We start from the raw sequence: 22,306 nt of genomic DNA on the forward strand, positions 1-22,306 counted from the left end.
ATACAGGAGAATAATAGATAAATAAAAATAATGATTTCCCCAAGGGTAACAATAATTTTTAGAAGAGGTGGAGGGATAGGTATGGAGAGTCAACTGGCATTGGAGTTCGTTCGGGTTACAGAGGCGGCAGCGCTGCAATCAGCGCAATGGACAGGGCGTGGAGATAAGAACAGCGCGGACGAGGCGGCTACGGTAGCCATCCGCACTCATTTTAACGCAGTATCTATGGACGGTACGGTCGTCATTGGCGAAGGAGAAATGGATGAGGCTCCCATGCTGTATATCGGGGAAAGAGTAGGCAATCGCAGAGGGCCGGCCATAGACATCGCCGTTGACCCGCTGGAGGGAACCGAAACGGTGGCGAACGGATTGAACAACGCCCTATCGGTCATTGCTGCTGCCCCCCGTGGTGGTCTGCTCCATGCTCCGGATATGTATATGCAAAAAATGGCTGTAGGCCCGGCACTGGCTGGAAAACTGTCGCTGGATGATCCGATTCCGGCTACCCTGTCAAAGGCCGCACGGATACTGGGGAAATCCTTGTCCGAACTTACCGTGTCCATTCTGGATCGTACACGTCACGCTGGAATTATCAAGCTGTTGCGGGAGAGCGGTGTTCGGATCAAGCTGCTTGGGCATGGGGATGTAATGGGTGCAATTGAAACATGCCTGGATAGCGGTGTTGATCTGCATATCGGCTCCGGTGGAGCGCCTGAAGGTGTGTTGGCTGCGGCAGCGCTGAAATGCATGGGTGGAGAGATTCAAGGTCGCCTGTTGCCTCATGGTGAAGAAGAGATCGAACGGTGCAAACGTATGGGCATTGCTGATCCGGGGGCTTTATTGTCCATGGATGATATGGTTGGACGTAAAGGCGTAATGTTTGTGGCTACTGGCGTGACACCAGGCGAGTGGCTGCAAGGGGTTCGTTCCCTCCCTGGTCATAGAGCAGAAACCCATTCGGTCGTGATGCACTCGGAAACAAAAACGATTCGCTTCGTGCGCAGTATTCACCACACAACAGACGCTTCCGGTACGCTCGCTGCAGCAGCATCCTCTTAAGTCTTCATAGCTGCATCAAAGACCAAACCATAATACAGCTTGAAAACAGCAAGTCTCTTACCATTTGGAGACTTGCTGTTTGGTGTTTCCGGTTCGTTTGCCGATTAAAGAAGGGTCATCACCAAAGATATAAATTTCTGAAAATCGACACTTTTGAAGGAAGATAAAAACGTTTCTATAAAAGTTTGAAAAGAAAATTCATAGCTTTGGGGGAGCAAAATTCAATCTGAACTAAAATTTTTAGATAGAGAGTCGAAAAAAAATCTGTGAAAATTAGTTCTTTAGAACTACAAAATGACATGATCTATTAAAAAATTAAAGAGTTATTAATTTTGATGGATGTGAGCTTGATGAAATTTTATTCCATAAAATAGGAGGTCAAAGGCTGCTGCGGAAAAAGGCGGAATTTGTCGGATGAAATCAGGATGAATTTGTTACATTTATGTTAATGGCATGTAAAGGTAAAATTGTTGTAGTACAAGGCTTTCTAGCTTTATTACAAATCATTATAATTTTGATTTTACAAAATTCATGAAAATCGGAAAGCTCGTTCTGAATCCAATTAACAGATCATAATCAGCAGGAAATTAATGCATAAAGTGAAATTGTTGCTTTTAAAGACTGGGAATAAATATCATAATATGGATTTTGTTTTATTTTTATGAATTCTATCAATTTGGATCTTTTGTCCCATGTCAAGCGGTTTTAAAGTTTGTATATTTAAAAATAGTTAGAAAGTGTTGGAAGAAAAAAAGAGATATAAGGATTTACTGTAAAATTATGAACTGCATAGAGGATGGAGGAATTCATATGACGACTCGATCACAATCTTGGTTTGCGAAAGCCGCGGTTCTTCCGGCTGAGAAGCTCCAGCTATTTTGCTTCCCTTATGCCGGTGGTGGTGCTTCCATATTCAGTTCTTGGAAGTCTACACTTGCGCCTGACATTACTGTGCTGCCTGTACAGCTTCCAGGACGTGAAAGCCGCTCAACAGAGGCTCCAATGGACACCATTCAGGACATCGTGCAATCGTTGATTCCCGCTATGGCTCCATACATACATAAGCCGTTTGCTTTTTTCGGACACAGTATGGGAGCACTGATTGCATTTGAAACAGCACGGCAGTTATATAGCAAAACCGGAACAATGCCTGTCCATATCATCGTATCCGGTAAATCCGCACCACATCTTCCGTATTCCAAAAAACAACTCCATGATTTAGCAGATCAACCTTTCACCGAAGAGCTTCGTTTGATGCAGGGAACACCCGAAGAAGTACTGCAAAATGCAGAGTTAATGCAAATTATTATGCCCCGTCTGCGTGCGGATTTTAAGGTGTGCGAAACGTATGTTTATCAGCCGGGAAGCCCCTTGGCCTGCCCGATGACCATTTTGGGTGGCATGAAGGATCATGAGGTGAGCACTGATTCACTTCATGCCTGGCAGCAGCACACCACATCGCCCATAGATGTGCGAATGTTCGAAGGAAATCACTTTTTCATTCATGAACAAGAGCAAGAAGTTATAAGCACAGTCGTGAATATTTTGTCCGCATCTTCAGCCCTGAACCACGCTGCTGCAGCTTATACATCTTACAGCAACAATACCCTACAACCACGATTCAGACATAGTTAAAAGTCCCGCACATCATGATACACCACGATACACAAACATGATTAACATCTCGGCAACCACTCGACAATCAACCCACCACCATGATGCAATGCCCAGCATAATTCAAGAATGATTTCATTCCATGTAAATACTCATACATCCAGAGCCAGAGTTTATCTCACCATGTCCATTGCAACTTCAGGATTTTGTAAAATCCTCACTAAAAAAGTTCGCACTGCGAAAGTGTGAGCAACGAAAAAGAGGGATGTCCTTGTTTCGATCAAATTCTGCTTTTCGAAGACTCGCGCGTTATGTAAGACCGTACAATCTATGGGTTTTCATAACAGTGATCGCCTCCTTAAGTTTGGCAGCCATAGACATTATTTTGGGTAAGGCCATTGAGCAAATGGTAGAGGGGACCTTCTCCTCCACCCAAAACATGATCTATCTAGTTGTTGGTATGACGCTAATTGGAATGCCCTGTAAGTTTGTGATGAGGTACGCTTCTGCGCGATTTAGCGTTAGTGCACTCCGCGATTTGAGAGGCGACCTCGTACATAAGTTTTGCGATTTACCAGTTTCCAGAGTGGAGAGGAAGTTCACCGGAGATTTGGTATCCCGGCTTACGAACAATACGGCGAAGTTACAGAATTTTTTTATCGAGCATTTTGCCAATCTGTTTTATTTACCGCTTGTGTTTACGGCATCACTAACGTTGCTTTTAATGACAAGCTGGAAGCTGATCTTGGCCAGTCTTGCGCTTATGCCTGTAGGGATGATCGTAACAACACTGATGAGCAGGCGGATTGAAAAATATTCCGAGCAGCTTCAGGAGAAAATGGCTCATTTGAACGCGGTCGGACAGGATGCAATTGGAGGAATTCCTATCGTCAAGGCATTCAATATGCAGGCTGTGCTACTGAAGAAGTATATGGTGATGATGGAGGAGGTCGTCAGGCGCGGTCTGGGGTTGGAAAAGCGCTATGCTTCTATTACCCCAGTAGGTGTGATGATGCTGGCAACACCGATTATTTTGGTCATTGCGTACGGAGGATACCTGATTCAACAAGGAGAGCTGAATGCTGGAGGCATTGTCCTATTTTTATATCTGATTTCGTTTATATTGCAGCCTGTTTCCATGCTGCCGACGATTATCTCGCAAATGAAGGAAGCGGGGGGAGCGGCGAAGCATTTGTTTGAGGTATTGGATTGGCCGGATGAACGTCAGGGTGGTGAAATCACCTCAGTCGGTGATGATCGAGAGGATAAGGGCCTACGTTTTGAGGACAATGCAGAAAGGAAAGCCAACCAAGCGAGTCAAGCAAGTAAAAGCGAGACAGACGGAGCAGAAGGCGACGATGACACTGCTGTAGTCAGGTTTGAGCATTTGACCTTTGGCTACGACGAAGGGAACACTGTGCTCAAGGATATCAGCTTTCAGGTAGGACAAGGAGAAACGGTAGCGATTGTCGGCGGTAGCGGTGGCGGCAAAAGCACGATATTTAAGCTGCTTTGCGGATTTAATGAACCGGGAGAGCATGCTGGAACCGTTCAACTATTTGGAAAGAGTTTGACAGATTGGAATTTAACGAGCCTGCGCAGCCATATTTCAATGGTATCTCAGGAGCCGTCGCTTTTTCCGGCCACGATTGCAGAAAATATCGGATATGGACGTCTGGAGGCGACCCGTGAAGAAATTGTCGAGGCGGCGAAAGCGGCGCATGCGCATGATTTTATTGTTCAGCTTCCCGAGGGCTATGAGACCCTTTTGAGCGAGCGGGGAGGAGGATTGTCCGGTGGACAAAAGCAGCGTATTTCCATAGCAAGAGCATTGTTGAAAAATGCTCCGCTGCTTCTACTGGATGAGCCAACTTCAGCGCTTGATAGCCAGTCGGAGGCTCAGGTGCAGATCGCGATGAGTGCGGCAATGCATAATCGGACGGTACTGGTGATTGCTCATCGACTGTCAACCGTGCGTCAGGCGAACCGGATTATTGTACTTGATCAGGGGAGCATTGTGGAATCGGGCACGCATGAGGAATTACTGGGTCGCGATGGTGAATATCGAAAGCTGTATTTGCAAAATTTCGAAGAAGAACAGCATACGATGGAAAACGGCAATTCGATGCCAGAGGAAAGGAGTGAGAAACGTGACCTTCAAGCAGGGGTTTTATGAGTTTAAGCAGTTGCTGTCCCTGATGAAGCCGTACCGAAAATGGTATTTTATCGGGTTGGTTGGCAACAGTCTGACCAATGCGAGCATCACGATTTTACTTTCCTTTGTGGTGCATTATTTGCTGAATTTTGCGGTTGATGGGGAAGTGCAGGGGCTTTACCAGGCAATTTATTTGGTCAGCGGTACATTTTTGGCACTAAGTCTTATTTCTCCGCTGTGCAGCTACATGTATAAGCGGTGTGTGAGGCTGGCGATTGCCAATGTACGGGTAAGACTATTCGGGCATATTGTCAAGCTGTCCTATGAAAAGGCCGAAAAACGCCATTCGGGTGATCTTGTATCCCGCATGACAAACGATGTACAGACGTTGGAGCAGGCTTACACTGTTCATATTCGCTCGATTATACTGGAAGTTTCGCTTTTCTTTGGCTCGTTAGTCATTATGATGGTGCTGGATTGGCGATTTGGGATTATGGCGGTTTTACTTGGGCTGGCCTCAGCTTGGGTAAATTCTCATTTTGCGAAGAAGATGCGACAGACGAGTGATGAGTTACAGGGACGGATGAGCAGGTTCACGGAACGGTTAAGTGATTTGCTGTCCGGCTTGCAGACGGTGAAGCTGTTCGGATTGCGGACAAAGGTAGGCGGACTTTGTAACGATGCTAGCGAGGACATTAACCGTATCAGCATCCGGCAGGGACGTCATATGGGCTTGCAGGATATGTATAATTTTGTAATTGAATTCATTACGTTGGGTGGTGTGCTTGTCGCCGGACTGATTCTGGTTTCACAGAAGCAGATGGAGCTGGGAGTACTGGGGCAGATTGTGCAACTGCAAGGCGGCATTTCCACGGTGTTTTTGCAGCTGGGGGCGGCTGTATCGTTGTTGCAAAACTCCTTGGCGGGCTTGGCGCGTATCCGCGAAGTTCTGGATGAGTCGAAGGAAGAGGAGCATTTTCCAGAGTCGAAACAGAAGGAACCGCAGGCTGGGCTGATCGGCCCGGAGGCAGCAGTTTTATCGGCTCGTGAACCTAACGGATTTCATAGTGATGTCGAAACTGTGAGCTCAGGCCATGCCATTGAACAAGTTCCGGCTGCGCTGGAGCTGCACGACATCACCTTCGGTTATCAACCGGACCGTCCAACGCTGCAAAGGCTGAACCTGATCGTACCGGAAGGGCAGGTCACTGCGCTCGTCGGCCCAAGTGGTGGTGGGAAAAGCACAGTCATGAAGCTATTGCTAGGCTTTTATCCACCGGATGAGGGTGTGCTGCGGGTCCGTGGCCGCTCGGCAGGTGAGCTTCGGTTAGATGAGGTCAGGGATTTGATGGCCTATGTACCACAGGAGGCTACGTTGTTCCACGGTACAGTAGCGGATAATATCCGCTTTGGCTCACCGGATGCCACGGATGAGGAAGTAGAGGCTGCGGCCAAAACAGCCTATGCGAGCGGCTTCATAGCCGAGCTGCCAGAGGGCTACGACACCATTGTCGGTGAACGCGGAGCCAACTTATCCGGTGGTCAAAGACAGCGGCTCGCGATTGCTCGCGCTTTGCTCAAAAACGCACCGATTTTGCTGCTGGATGAAGCGACCTCGGCGCTGGATGCTGAATCGGAATATGAAGTCCAGCAGGGCTTAAATGAGCTGATGAAGGATCGTACAACATTAGTCATTGCCCATCGATTGTCTACGATTGAACGGGCTGATACGATCTGTGTTCTTGCCGAAGGCGAGCTGAAAGAACAGGGTACCCATGACCAGCTCCTTGCCAAGGACGGTCATTATGCGAAGCTGTATGAGCTTCAGTTTCGAAAGCATCCCGAGGAACAAACCGCATAAATATGCGAGGTTTCTTTTTAACAATATCTATTTTGCGAGGAGAGAGACATATGACTCAGCACGATATTCAATTGTTTGCATTAAGCCAGCCACAGCAACGTATTTGGTATACGGAGCTTTTGTATCCCAATCGCAACACGTCCACACTTATTGCAACTGTTAAAATCAAGGGAACTGTTCGCATAGATGCATTGCAGCAGGCGATGAATCAGGTGATTGCACAAAACGATTCTTTTCGCATTAAAATCACTGCTCAGGATGGTATTCCGTATCAATATGTAGAGCCATTTGCTGCACAAAGTGTAGAAACGCTCCAGGTTACCCCGGAGGAAGCCGAACAACTGGTAAACCGTCTTAATTCCCAGCCCTTTTTATTGCTGGATTCTCAGCTCTACCAATTGGTTATTTTGCAGCTGGGGGCAGAAGAAACCTGGTACAATTTCACAATGCACCATATTATTTCAGATGGTGTATCCATGAATCAGGCCATTAATGAAATTACCACTCATTACATGGATATTGTCCATGGTACAGGTCAGGCTACACCGGCCAAAGCGAATCCATATCTGGATTTCATTCAGGTGGAGCAAGACTATGAGCAATCTGACCGTTACCAGAAGGACAAGACATATTGGACGGAAAAGTTTGCCGATTTGCCAGAGATGACAGGCTTAAAATCATACAATCCGTTAACGCTGAGCACAGCTGCACGCCGGGAGAGCTATACACTGGAGCATGAACTGTATCGTGGTGTCAAGGTTTTTTGCGAGGAGCATAAAATCAGTATTTTTACGTTCTTCCTGGCCGCCCTGTATATTTATTTACATAAAGTGACGGGGGAACAGGATTTAACCGTAGGTACCCTGTACGCTAACCGTACGTCGAAGAATGAGAAGGATACGATTGGCATGTTCGTCAGCACCGTGGCTACGCGCTTGCTGGTTGAGCCGGAATCCGAGCTGCTGACCTTCCTGCAAGGTGTGGGCAAGGAGCAGTCGTCCATTTTGCGGCATCAGCGTTACCCGTACAACAAAATTATTCAGGATTTGCGTGAACAGCAAAGCAGTCTGGATATTCAGCGCCTCTTTGGCGTTTCAATTCAGTATCGTACGCTGAGCTTCTCCCGTTTTGATGAAGCCGTTCAGCAGGTGGCTACCGATTTCTGTGGAGATACGGTGAATGACTTTGATATTCATATGGTAGAAATGCTGGATGACGATAAGTTTATACTGCATCTGGATTATCGTACTGATCTGTTCAGTGAACAGGAGATTGCCCGAATTATCCGACAATTCTTGAGTGTGGCTGAGCATATGGTGAAAGGTCCGCAGAAGCGTATACAGGAGTTGTCACTGATTAGTGACGAGGAGCGGACGCAAATTGTGGATGTATTCAATGCTACAGCAGTGCCATATCCACATGATGCAGGGATTCATGAACTGTTCGAGCAACAGGCAGAGCGTATGCCGGATCAGACTGCGGTTGTGTTTGGAAACCGTCGTCTAACCTATGGGCAACTGAATGAACAGGCCAACAGGCTGGCTCACACGCTGCGCGGTTACGGTGTTACTGTTGAACGAACCGTGGGCATCGTCGCTGAGCGTTCCACAGATATGATCGTCGGCATGTTGGCAATCCTCAAGGCGGGCGGCGCATATGTGCCGATTGACCCGGATTATCCGGCAGAGCGTGTACGCTACCTGCTGGAGGATTCAGATGCGAAGCTACTGCTGGTGCAGCATGCGAAGCAGCAGCCAGATGACTACAGCGGAATTGTGCTGGATCTGAGCGATGCTACTGTATACGGGACAGAGGCTGAGCAAGGCTTAAATACCGTACAATGGAAACAAAACGAGGCTAATCATGCGGGTTATACCCATTATACAAATATGAAAAATGAGATTTCACAAGCGGGTAAATTCGGGGATCGACTCGCCTATTTGATGTACACTTCGGGAACTACTGGCCAGCCAAAAGGTGTTATGGTGGAGCACCGCAATGTCGTGCGTCTGGTGAAAAATACAAACTATGCGCAATTGAATGCGGATACGCGCATTTTGCAGACCGGGGCTGTTGTCTTCGACGCGTCCACCTTCGAAATTTGGGGTGCGCTATTGAATGGTGGACAGCTGGTACTGGTAAGTCAGGATGTCATTTTGGACGCGCCGAAGCTCAAGGAAGCTGTTCGCAGCCATGGCATTACCACGATGTGGCTGACAGCGCCGCTCTTTAACCAACTGTCGCAGCAGGACCTGGAACTGTTTGAGGGGATACGGGAGCTGCTGGTCGGCGGTGATGTGCTGTCCGTCCCGCCTATTAACCGGGTGCTGGAGGCCCATCCTTCCCTGCGGATCATCAACGGCTACGGGCCGACAGAAAACACGACCTTTTCCACAACACATGGGATTACCGGCGTGCAATCAGAATCGGTGCCGATTGGCAGCCCGATCCCTAACTCGACGGCGTATGTCGTGGATCGTTCGATGCAGCTCCAGCCTGTCGGAGCATGGGGAGAGCTGATCGTCGGCGGTGACGGGGTGGCACGTGGATACCGCAACCGCCCGGACCTGACGGCAGAAAAGTTCATGGACAGCCCGTTCCGCAGTGGAGAACGCTGCTATCGCACAGGCGACCTGGTGCGCTGGAATGCGGACGGGACGCTGGAATACAAGGGACGGATCGACGCACAGGTGAAAATCCGGGGGTACCGGATCGAGCTGGGCGAGGTGGAGGCACAGCTGTTGAAGCTGGAGGCGGTGCGAGAAGCCGTCGTGATAGCACGAGAGGATGAGCAGGGGCAAAAGCAGCTCTGCGCTTATGTGGTAACCCATGAGGATGTTGTGGCAAGTGAGCTGCGTAGCGCTTTGAGCCAGGAGCTGCCGGGCTACATGGTGCCGTCGTATTTTGTACAGCTGGAGCAATTGCCACTCACGCCCAATGGCAAGGTGGATCGCCGGTCATTGCCACAGCCGGAGGGAAGTGTGGATTCCGGCGAGGATTATGTAGCAGCGCGAACCGATGTGGAGCGGACGTTGGTATCGGTATGGCAATCTGTACTGGGCATTGAGCATATCGGTGTACTGGATAACTTTTTCCATCTGGGAGGCGACTCGATCAAGGCCATTCAGGTGTCTTCGAGACTGCTGCAAAACGGCTATAAACTGGAAATGAGGGAACTGTTCCAATATCCGACCATTGCTGAGCTGAATGGACGGGTGCAGCAGGTGAGCCGCGTCTCAGACCAAGGGGAAGTCACGGGTACGGTAGCGTTGACGCCGATTCAGTATTGGTTTATTGAGCAGCAGCCGGCCAAGCCAGAACACTATAATCAGGCATTGATGCTGCATCGTGAGGATCGTATGGACGAAACGGCGCTTCGTCAGGTGCTGCAACGCATGGTTGAGCATCATGATGCTCTGCGTATCGTATTCAGCCAAAATACAGACGGCGAGTACGAAGCATGGAACCGTGGCGTACAAGCAGGTGAGCTTTTCAGCCTCGAAGTGATTGATTTTACGAACGAACCTGATTTTGCACATGAGCTGGAAGCAAAAGCCAGTGAAATTCAAGGCAGCATCCGGCTGGATGAAGGCCCTCTGGTAAAGCTGGGTCTGTTCCGTTGCCCTGATGGCGATCATTTGTTGATGGCGATTCACCATTTTGTGGTGGATGGTGTGTCTTGGCGTATTTTGCTGGAGGATTTGGCAACTGGATATGAGCAGGCTTTACAGGGCGAGTCTGTCCGTTTGCCGAATAAGACGGATTCCTTCCGCCTGTGGGCTGATCAGCTGTCAGCTTATGCGAACAGCACAGCATTGCAGAAGGAACGTGCATACTGGCAAGAGCTGGAGCAAGCTGGGGCTACTCAAGCAGCTTTGCCCAAGGATTACACTCGCAAATCCGAGGCCAAGCCTCGTCTCCGCGATGACCGTACACTCACGGTAGCGTGGACAGTTGAAGAAACAGAACAATTTTTGAAGCAGGCACACCGTGCCTATAATACGGAAGCGAACGATCTATTGCTGACGGCTCTGGGAACTGCGGTTCACGAGTGGGCAGGCATCAGCCAGGTGCTTGTGAATCTGGAGGGTCATGGACGGGAAGCTATTTTGCCAGACGTGGATATTACACGTACGGTCGGTTGGTTTACCAGCCAATTCCCAGTTGTGCTGGATATGGGCGAGGATCGGAATGTGGGACGACGTGTCAAGAACGTCAAGGAAGGGCTGCGCCGTTTGCCGCATAAAGGAATTGGATACGGGATTTTGAGATATCTTTCTGCTGCTGAAGAAGGGGAGGCAGCTTTTGTCGCCGAGCCGGAAATTAGCTTTAACTATCTCGGACAATTCGATCAGGATTTGAAAAATAATGCATTCCGTATGTCTCCTTATTCCCTCGGGGCTTCCATTAGTGACACGTTGACCAAGCGGTATGCCCTTGATATCAACGGCATGATCACGGACGGTGCGCTGGAGTTGACGATCAGCTACAGCGGCAAAACGTTCATGAAAAAATCAATCAAAAGGCTAGCTGATTTGCTTCAGGAAAGCTTGCGCCAGGTATTAGCTCATTGCGTGGACAAAGAACTGCCAGAGTTGACACCAAGCGATCTGTCCTTCCAAGGACTAACGGCTGGAGAACTGGAGCACATTGTAGAGCAAACCGCTGCTGTGGGAGAGCTGGAAAATATTTATTCGCTAACGCCGATGCAAAAGGGGATCTTGTTCCACGGCTTGATGGAGCCGCAATCCGGGGCGTATTTTGAGCAGGCAACATTTGATCTGCAGGGCAGCTTTCAAGTGGACGCTTTTGCCGAGAGCCTGAATCTGCTGGTAAATCGCCATCAAATTTTCAGAACGAATTTTTATAGCGGCTGGAATGAGCAGCCTTTACAGGTGGTGTATCGTCATAAAGCTGCCGGATTCCGTTTTGAAGATGTGCGTTCGATGGAGCAAGGAGAACTGGACGCGTACATTGCTGATTTTACTGAGCGAGATAAAGCGGAAGGGTTTCATTTCAGCTCAGGCGAGCTGATGAGAGTATCTATATTACGTACGGGCGAGGAGTCTTACCGTTTTGTGTGGAGCTTCCACCATATTTTGATGGACGGCTGGTGCTTGTTCCTGGTTGTCGGGGAAGCCTTTAATACGTATTTTGCCCTGCTTGAAGGCCGCAAGCCGGAGCTTGCCCCGGTAACGCCATATAGCGAATATATTGAATGGCTGGAACGGAGTGACAACGCGGAATCAGAACGGTTCTGGAGTGACTATTTTGCCAGTTTTGAACAACAGACGGTGTTGCCGCAGGCAAAACAACTGGACGGTCACGCTAAGGGATATGAGGCTGACAAGCTTTCGTTTACACTGAGCCGTGAAGTGACGGAACGGATGAACCAACTGGTCAAGCAGCAGCAAGTGACGGTCAATACGCTGTTGCAAGCAGCATGGGGCGTTGTGCTGCAACGGTATAACAATAGTCGGGACGTTGTATTTGGTAGTGTTGTATCCGGTAGATCGGCGGATATTCCAGGCATCGATAAAATGATCGGTTTGTTTATTAATACGGTTCCTGTACGGATTCATAGCGGGGAAGATGTTACGTTCGCTGGGCTGATGAAGCAGACACAGGAGCAGGCGCTTGCTTCCCGTGCCTATGAAACCTATCCGTTGTATGAAATTCAGGCCCTGACAGAGCAGAAGCAGGATTTGGTAAACCATATTATGGTGTTTGAAAACTATCCGGTGGAACAGAGCATGGAGCAAATGGGCAACCGTGACACGAACGGCTTTACGATTGCGAATGCTTCCGTGTCGGAGCAAACGAACTATGATTTTAACATTACCATTGTGCCGGGTGATGAAATCGGTGTTCATTTGGAATACAACGCGCTGGTGTTTGAACGCGCAGCTATTGAGCAAATCCGTGAGCATTTGCTGCATATCGTAGAGGAAGCGATTAACAGACCGAATGCGCTGGTAGATGAACTTGAGCTGGTGACTGCTGAGGAAAAAGCGAAGATCATTGACGGTTTTGGTTCAGTTGGTGTGTCTGCGTGGAGTGATGTGAAGGAAGTAGAATTGTTGTTCCACGCCTATGTGGAAGAACAGGCGCAGCTTGTACCGGATCACGTGGCGGTTGTGTACGAGGAGAATCAGCTTACGTACCGTGAACTGAACGAGCGTGCGAACCAGCTGGCCCGTAGATTGCGGAATGAAGGCATCGGGCGCGAATCGATTGTCGGCATCTTGAGCGAACGTTCGGTGGACATGCTGGTCGGTGTGCTGGCGGTATGGAAGGCTGGAGGCGCCTATGTGCCGTTAGATGCCGATTATCCGTCAGAGCGTATCCGCTTTATGCTGGAGGACAGCGGTGCGACGGTGCTGCTGACTCAAACAGGCTTGCAGGAGCGTGCGCAGGTATGGCTGGAGGAAAGCCCATGGGCCTTGGCCGGAGGGAAGTCAGAGGGCCAACTGGAAACGGCGGTTAGCGCTGAGACGGTGGAATCAGATACCCTCCATGGAGGCCTGAGTTTAACATTAAATTCGCCATCTGACAGTGAAGTAACATCCGAACCAGCAACAGGACTGCGTTTGCAGACTGTACTGGCGTTGGACGATGAGTCGCTGTACACCGGGGATATTGCGGATGTCGAACATATCAATGAGCCGCAGGATCTGGCGTATGTGATCTACACCTCCGGAACAACGGGACGTCCGAAGGGAGTCATGATCGAGCATCGCAGCTTGGTGAATACGGCTGCGGCATATCGCCGGGATTACCATCTGAACCAGTTCCCGGTACGGTTGCTGCAGCTGGCGAGCTTCTCCTTCGACGTATTCGTCGGCGATATCGCACGGGCGCTCTATAACGGCGGAACGATGGTCATCTGCCCGAAAGATGACCGGATTGATCCAGGCCGTCTGTATAGCTGGATTCGCAATTATCAGGTTACGGTGTTCGAATCGACACCGGCCCTGATCGTACCGTTCATGCAGCATGTGTATGAACAGGGACTGGACATGAGCAGTCTGGAACTGCTGATTACGAGCTCAGATAGCTGCAGCGTGACGGATTACCTGGTGCTGCAAGAGCGGTTTGGCGCAGATACTCGGATTATTAACAGCTACGGTGTAACGGAAGCAGCGATTGACTCCAGCTTCTATGACGAAGAGCTATCGAAGCTGCCGAGCAGCGGCAGTGTGCCGATTGGTCAGGCGTGGCTAAACGCCCGTTTTTATATCGTGGACAGCCAGCTGAATCCGGTGCCTGTCGGCGTACTGGGCGAGCTATGCATTGGCGGAGCCGGGGTAGCACGGGGATACCTGAACCGTGCGGACCTGACGGCCGAGAAATTCGTGGCGAATCCGTACGTGCCGGGTGAACGATTGTATCGCACCGGAGACCTGGCACGGTGGATGCCGGACGGGAATGTGGACTTTATCGGCCGGATGGACTATCAAGTCAAAATCCGGGGCTACCGGATCGAGCTGGGCGAGATCGAAACCGTGATCCAGCGGGTGCCGGGCGTGCGTCAAGCGGTCGTGATCGACCGGACAGATGAGCGTGGACACAAGTATTTGTGCGGCTATATCACGGGAGAAGCGGAGCTGCGGATCGAAGAGGTACAGGCCGAGCTGGAAGCAGGGCTGCCAGCACACATGGTGCCAGCACGCTTGATGCGTCTGGAGACGATACCGCTGACGAGCAACGGCAAAATCGACCGCAAGGCCTTGCCGGAGCCGGAAGGCAGTATCCATACAGGTGTAGCCTATGTGGCACCGCGTACAACGGTAGAGCAGGCATTGGCTACGGTATGGGCCGGGGTGCTGGGCGTGGAAACGGTAGGTACGCAGGATAACTTCTTCGAGCTGGGTGGCGATTCGATCAAGGCCTTGCAGGTATCGTCCCGATTGCTGCAAGCAGGCTATCGACTGAACATGAAAGACCTGTTCAGTAATCCGACGGTAGCGTCCCTTAGTCCTTTGCTTCGCACAGATGGCAAAATCGCCAGTCAGGAAGAGGTAGCCGGTGAGGTAGAGCTGACACCAATTCAACGGTGGTTCTTTGAGCAGCAGCCGGTTGACCTGCATCACAGCAACCAGGCGATGATGCTGTATCGAGCCGGGCGCTTTGACGTAGAGGCGCTGCGCCATACAATGGAACGCATGGTCCAACATCATGACGCATTGCGTACTGTATTCCGCGAGACGGAGCATGGCTACGTAGCTTGGAACCGCAGTGTGGAGGAAGGCGAGCTATATACACTGGACATTGTAGATTTCAGTGGGGTTGAAGACGAATCCACAGCTGTGGAAGCCAAGGCGAGTGAAATTCAAGCCGGCATTCATTTGAGTGAGGGACCGCTTGTGAAGCTTGGTTTGTTCCAATGCGCTCAGGGCGATCATTTGTTAATCGTCATTCACCATTTGGTCGTGGACGGTGTATCGTGGCGCATTCTGCTGGAGGATTTGGCAGCCGCTTATGAGCAGGCTGTTGCAGGTAAAACGGGCAAAGCTATTCGATTGCCGCTGAAAACAGATTCGTTCCAGACATGGGCCGAGCATCAGTCAGCCTATGCGAACAGTGCGACGATGGAGCGGGAGCTTGCTTACTGGCAGCATATTGAACAAGCAGAAGCAAGTCTGGCGAAGCCGTTGCCAAAGGATTATGACAACGATCATGCCTTGCTTGGAGACAGTGAGGTTGTCACCGTCCGCTGGACGAAGCAGGAAACCGATTTGTTGCTCAAGCAAGCTCACCGCGCGTATAGCACGGAAATGAATGACCTGTTGCTGGCTGCACTCGGCAAAGCCGTATATGACTGGTCCGGTTCTGAACGAGTGCTGGTCAACCTGGAGGGTCATGGACGGGAATCCATTTTATCTGATGTGGATATTACGCGCACGGTTGGCTGGTTTACGAGTCAATTCCCGGTTGTACTGGATGGAAGCCTGGGACAAGGCGGAAATATCGCCTGTTTGATCAAACGGGTGAAGGAAGGGCTGCACCATATTCCGCAAAAAGGCATTGGCTATGGTATTTTGCGATACCTGTCAAATGCTGAGGCTTTCGCGCAAGCAGGCGTACAGCTCCAGTTGACCCCAGAAATCAACTTTAACTATCTGGGCCAGTTTGATCAGGATTATAAAGGCAACGATCTGGAGCCTTCCTCCTATTCTATGGGTGTGCCTGTCAGCACAAACGCGGCTATGGATTTTGCGCTGGATATCAATGGAGTGATCGAGGGCGGAGAGCTGATCTTCACGATTCGTTACGGCACAACGCAATTCCGTCACGAAACGATTGCCCAGCTTGGAGAGCTGCTGGCTTCGGGCTTGCGTGAGGTGATCAGCCATTGCGTCGCCCAGGAGAGAACGGTATTGACACCAAGTGATGTCCTGCTAAATAACGTAACGTTGGACGAGTTGGAGCAGCTGGTGGAAGATACGCGAGATCTAGGTGAGCTGGAAAATGTGTATGCCTTAACGCCAATGCAAAAGGGTATGCTCTTCTACAGCATGATGGATGAGGATTCGGCGGCTTATTTTGAGCAGGCCACCTTTGAGCTGAACGGACGTTTTGATGTGGTCACTTTCGGCAAAAGTCTGGATCTGCTTGTACAACGTCATGAGGCCCTACGGACGAACTTTATCCATTCATGGAAAGATGAGCCTGTACAGGTCGTCTTCCGCAACCGCAGCGGAGGATTGTACTACGAAGACTTGCGCGGACTAGATAAAGAAGAACGTGAAGCTCAGGTTGAGGCTTTTGTCCTTGCAGATAAAGCCAAAGGATTCCGTCTGGCAGAGGATGCACTCAATCGTATCTCCATTTTGCAAACGGGAGATGAAACGTACCACTTTGTTTGGAGCTTCCATCACATTTTGATGGATGGCTGGTGCTTGTCCTTTATGATACAGGAGGTGTTTGGCAGCTATCAGGCACTTCGTGCGGGTCAGGAGCCGGCGCTTGAGCTGGTCACGCCATTCAGTCGTTTTATTGAATGGCTGGAGCGTCAGGATCGTGAAGCGGCCCTGCAATACTGGAGCGGGTATCTGGCAGACTATGAGCAGCAAATTACGCTTCCGCAGCAAAAAACACAGCCTAAATCCGCACAAGTCGGGGACTATGTGGCCGGAGAACTGGAATGCGAATTCCAGCCGGAACTGGTCGCTCAGATCGAACGGGTGGCGAAGCAAAATCAGGTGACGATCAACACACTGATTCAGACGGTATGGGGCGTGCTGTTGCAAAAATATAACAACAGTCCGGATGTTGTATTCGGCAGTGTTGTATCCGGTCGTCCAGCCGATATTATGGGTGTGGAGCGCATGATTGGGTTGTTCATAAACACGATTCCAGTGCGCATTCTGTCTGAAAAGGGTGAGTCCTTTGTCGAACTGATGAAACGAACACAGCGGCAGGCGCTGGCCTCTAATAGCTACGACGCATTCCCGTTGTATGAAATTCAGGCGCTGACCGAACAGAAGCAGGATTTGATCAACCATATAATGATATTTGAAAATTACCCGGTGGAGCAGCAGGTAGAGCAGTTGGGAAGCAATGGACACGATAAATTTACGATTTCGAACGTAGTGACTACAGAGGAAACCAACTACGATCTGAACGTAGCCGTTATGCCGGGAGAAGGTATAAAGATTCGTTTTATGTATAACGCGCTCTGCTTTGATCAAATAGGCATTGAGCGTCTGCATGGACATTTTGTCCGTCTGCTGGAGCAAATTTCACTCCATCCGAATGTTCGCGTTGAAGAGCTGGAATTGGTCACAGTGGTGGAAAAACAACAGATTACAGAAGCGTTTAATGACACCGCTTCGGTATATCCGCGCCATCAGACGATCCATCAGGGGTTTGAGGAGCAGGTGGAGCGTACGCCGGATCAAGTGGCATTGGTGTTTGGAAATCAGAGTCTCACTTATCGGGAGCTGAATGAGCGAGCCAACTCATTGGCACGAATGCTTCAAGCGCAGGGAGTAGGACCCGACAAGCTGGTCGGCCTGATGGTGCAGCGCTCAGTGGAAATGATCGTAGGTCTCCTTGCTGTTCTAAAAGCAGGCGGTGCTTATGTGCCGATTGATCCCGAATTTCCGTCATCTCGTATTGAATACATGCTGGGAGACAGTAAGGCCGCAGTGCTTCTGACCAGTCGTGATCTGGTGGAAGAGCACCATTGCAACGCCAATACAATGTTTCTTGAGGATACAGAATTGTATCAGGGAGAGGGCAGCAACCTGGAGGCGATCGCCCGCCCAGAGCATTTGGCTTACGTCATCTATACCTCTGGATCGACTGGAAATCCGAAAGGAGTTATGCTCCAGCATGGCTCGGTACTCAACTTTATTACTGGGATGCGCGAAATAATCGACTTTGAAGCGGGCAAAACCATTTTGTCACTCACGACAATTTCATTCGATATTTTCGTATTGGAAACCATCCTGCCACTGTTGGGTGGAATGACTGTTGTGCTTGGCGACAGCCAGCATCAGGTTGATCCTCAGGCGCTTGGTGAGTTGATCGTTCATCATCATATTGATATGTTGCAAATGACACCATCCCGGGTACAAATGCTGCTGGGTCATGAAGCAGGTTCCCGTGCGCTGCAAAGCGTGAAGGAAATTATGGTCGGGGGTGAAGCACTTCCGTCCAAGCTGCTGGCAGCACTGCAAGAAATGAATGGTCTTCGCATTTATAACATGTACGGACCTACAGAAACGACGGTCTGGTCGACGGTACAGGAACTGACCCATGCCAATCAAATTAATATCGGACGTCCTATCGCTAATACGGAAATGTATATCCTGAATGCGAATGATGGATTACAGCCAATCGGTGTACCGGGCGAGTTATGTATTGCAGGAGAAGGCTTGGCACGTGGGTATTGGAATCGCGAAGAACTGACGGCCGAGAAATTTGTGGATAATCCGTTTGCAGGCGGGAAAGCAGGCTATGAGCGGATGTACCGCACGGGCGATTTGGCGAGATGGATGCCGGACGGCAATATCGAATATTTGGGCCGGATCGACCATCAGGTGAAAATCCGGGGGTACCGGATTGAGCTGGGCGAGGTCGAATCGCAATTGCTGAAGGTGGAGTCGGTACGAGAAGCCATAGTCATGGCTCGTGCGGACGAAACAGGCCAATACCAACTGGTGGCATACTATATTGCGGAGCAAGAGCTCGGAGCCAGCGAGCTGAGAAGTGAACTGGGGCGGGAGCTGCCAAGCTATATGGTGCCTTCATATTTCATTCAGTTGGAGCAGATGCCACTGACACCGAATGGCAAAATCGACCGCAAGGCACTGCCGGCACCGGAAGGCAGCCTGCAAAGCGGAGCGGATTATGTAGAGCCGCGCACCGCACCGGAACGGGCACTTGTAGCAGTCTGGCAGTCCGTCCTGAGCGTGCAAACCGTCGGTATTTTGGACAATTTCTTTGATCTGGGTGGCGATTCGATCAAGGCGATTCAAATCGTATCCCGTGCGTTCCAGGCAGGCTATAAGCTGAACATGAAGGACTTGTTCAAATATCCAAGCGTGAAAGAGCTGGCTCCGCATCTGCGTTTAGCGGGCAAGAGAACGGTCGAGCAAGGCGAAGTCACAGGGAAAGTGGTGCTGACGCCGATTCAATACTGGTTTGCGGAGCAGGAGCAAGTGGACGCGTATCACTTTAATCAGGCGGTCATGCTGCACCGGAAGCAGGGCTTTGACGAATCCGCTCTGCGTCAGGCGCTCACCAAGCTGGCGGAGCACCATGATGCACTACGGATGGTGTTCAGCAAGACAGAGCAAGGCTATGAAGCATGGAACCGCGGATTGCAGGAAGGCGAGCTGTACCATCTGGACGTGCTGGACTTTAGGGACTTGACGGATGAAGCCGTGCTCAGCGCAGCGATTGAGGCGAAAGCCAGTGAAATTCAAAGCAGTATTCATCTGCATGAAGGTCCTTTGTTTAAAGCTGGTTTGTTCCACTGTGCAGATGGGGATCATCTGCTAATGGCGATTCACCATTTGGTGGTGGACGGTGTGTCGTGGCGTATTTTATTTGAGGATTTGGTCACAGCCTATGAACAAGCCGTCCATCAAGAAATGCTTCAGCTACCGGACAAAACGGATTCCTTCCGTTCCTGGTCTGAGCGACTCTTCACCTATGCGGATAGCGCGGTAATGGAAAGCGAACGCGCCTACTGGAAGCAACTGAACGCATCTGCTTTGGTGGATCAAGTACGGTTGCCTGAGGATCAAGCGCAGGATGGCGAATTTACGTTGGCTGACACGGATACAGTGGTCATCAAGCTTACGGAAGAAGAGACAGAACGGCTATTGAAGCAGGCGCACCGCGCATATAACACGGAAGTGAACGATCTGCTTCTGGCTGCATTGGGCATGATGCTGTACACATGGACGGGTCATGAACGTAGCCTGATCAACTTGGAGGGGCACGGACGTGAGGACATTTTGCCGGATACGAACATTTCACGTACTGTAGGCTGGTTTACGAGTCAATATCCGGTATTGCTGGACATCGGTCGTGATCATGATTTGTCGGGATGCATCAAACAGGCCAAAGAGAGCCTGCGTCAGATTCCGAATAAAGGAATTGGCTATGGTATTTGGAGACATCTGAGTGAGGCCGGCCAGGCAGCTGGTCATAAAGAAGACACTTTGCATACGGGTCAAACAGATGGAGGCTACGCCGAGCCGCAAGTGAGCTTTAATTATCTCGGACAGTTTGATCAGGATTTGCAAAACAGCGATATACGGATGTCTCCTTACCCGATTGGTCTGGCTGTTAGTGACCGAACGAAGATGAAATACGCGCTCGATGTGGGCGGGATCGTCACGAACGGCATACTGGAGCTGGATATTCGGTATAACGGCAAGGCCTTCCGCAAGGACACCATCCAAATGCTAGCTGACCTGCTGAAAGCCAACTTGCTTGAAATTATTGAGCATTGTGTCATACGAGAGCAGTCAGAATTGACTCCAAGCGATGTACTGTTAAAGGGTCTGACGCTGGAGCAATTAGATACGATTGTTGAGCAGACACAGACGGTTGGGGAATTGGAGAATGTGTATCCGTTAACGCCGATGCAGAAGGGCATGCTGTTCCATAGTCTGATGAACCCAGAATCAGGAGTGTACTTTGAACAGGCGACCTTTGACCTTGAGGGACATTTTGAGCCGACCGTATTCGAGGAAAGCCTGAAGCTGTTGGTTAGCCGACATGCTATATTCCGGACGAATTTCTACAGCGGCTGGCATGGTCAACCGTTACAGGTCGTCTATCGTTATAAAAATCCGGGCTTCCGCTATGAGGATGTCAGAGGTCGTGAAGACGCTGTAGCTCAATTTGTGGCCCTGGATAAAGAGCAAAACTTTGATTTAGGCAAGGACGCGCTTATGCGCGTAACCGTCTTCCGCACGGGGGATAGCTCATACCGTTTTGTATGGAGCTTCCATCATATGGTGATGGACGGCTGGTGCCTGTCACTGGTGACGGACGAAGTGTTTGGTGCATATTTTGCCCTGCTGGAGCACAAACAGCCAGAGTTCGCACCTATCAAGCCGTATAGTGAGTATATTGAATGGCTGGAACGGCAGGATACGCAGGAAGCGACCCGCTACTGGAGCGACTATTTGGCTGGCTTCGAGCAGCAGACCTTGCTGCCTGGCGAGCACGCACAGGCTTCCGTAATGGCACGGGTTGAAGATAAAGAAGGAAGCGGTACGGCTTCAAATTCCGGTTATGTTTCGGAAAAGCTGTCATTTGTACTGGGTAAAGAACGGAGCGCGGCGTTAAACCGCATTGCCAAGCAGCAGCAGGTAACGATTAATACATTGCTGCAAAGCGTTTGGGGCGTTATTTTACAAAAATACAATAATAATCAGGATGTCGTGTTTGGTAGTGTTGTATCCGGACGTCCGGCAGACATTCCGGGTGTGGAGGACATGATCGGTCTGTTCATCAATACGATTCCGGTTCGCATTAGCAGTGAGCAGAATGCTACGTTTGCTGAAATATTGCAACGGACACAGGAGCAGGCTTTGGCCTCAGGTGCGTATGACACCTTCCCGTTGTATGACATTCAGGCGCTGACTGAACAAAAGCAAGACCTGATTAATCATATTATGATCTTTGAAAACTATCCGATCGGGCAGCAAATGAAGCAGGCGGGTGGTTCCGCCGAGACAGGCGCACAGACTGGCTTCTCTATTGCCAATGTGGCACTTGCAGAGCAAACCAACTACGACTTTAACCTGATTGTCGTGCCTGACGAGGATATCTCCATCCTGCTTGAATACAATGCTCTTGTGTATAACCGGTTTGCTATGGAGCGTATCCAAGGCCATATCGACCATGTCATCGGGCAAATTGTAGACAATCCGCATATCCGTGTGGATGAACTGGAATTGGTAACAGCGGAAGAACAAGCGCAAATTATTCAGGTTTGGGGCGATACGGCGGCAGCTTATCCGCAGGATCAGACGTTAAGTGCGCTGTTCGAGGAACAGGCGGCACGAACACCGGATCAGGTGGCGGTGCTGTTTGGAGCAGAGACGTTGACCTACGGTGAACTGAACGAGCGGGCCAACCGT

At 50.2% G+C, this 22,306-nt stretch carries 5 protein-coding genes; all 5 read left to right on the plus strand.

Annotation, left to right across the window (positions count from 1 at the left end):
- Nucleotides 1–81 precede the first annotated feature (81 nt).
- Nucleotides 82–1,059 (plus strand): class II fructose-bisphosphatase, encoded by a 978-nt coding sequence (glpX, locus tag ACWXW9_RS26720; RefSeq protein ID WP_494931849.1) that lies wholly within the window; start codon nt 82–84, stop codon nt 1,057–1,059.
- Between the two features lie 810 nt (nt 1,060–1,869).
- Nucleotides 1,870–2,694 (plus strand): thioesterase II family protein, encoded by an 825-nt coding sequence (locus tag ACWXW9_RS26725; protein WP_494931850.1) that lies wholly within the window; start codon nt 1,870–1,872, stop codon nt 2,692–2,694.
- 250 nt (nt 2,695–2,944) lie between these two features.
- Nucleotides 2,945–4,849, plus strand: coding sequence for an ABC transporter ATP-binding protein (locus ACWXW9_RS26730; RefSeq protein ID WP_494931851.1), 1,905 nt, complete (start codon nt 2,945–2,947; stop codon nt 4,847–4,849).
- Nucleotides 4,824–6,689, plus strand: a complete 1,866-nt coding sequence (locus tag ACWXW9_RS26735; RefSeq protein WP_494931852.1) for an ABC transporter ATP-binding protein — start codon at nt 4,824–4,826, stop codon at nt 6,687–6,689. The genes ACWXW9_RS26730 and ACWXW9_RS26735 overlap by 26 nt, the downstream gene beginning before the upstream one ends.
- A 50-nt stretch (nt 6,690–6,739) precedes the next feature.
- Nucleotides 6,740–22,306: non-ribosomal peptide synthase/polyketide synthase (locus tag ACWXW9_RS26740; protein WP_494931853.1), on the plus strand; the 15,567-nt coding region annotated here is incomplete at its 3' end.

The organism is Paenibacillus sp. LT-B23, from assembly GCF_059417685.1.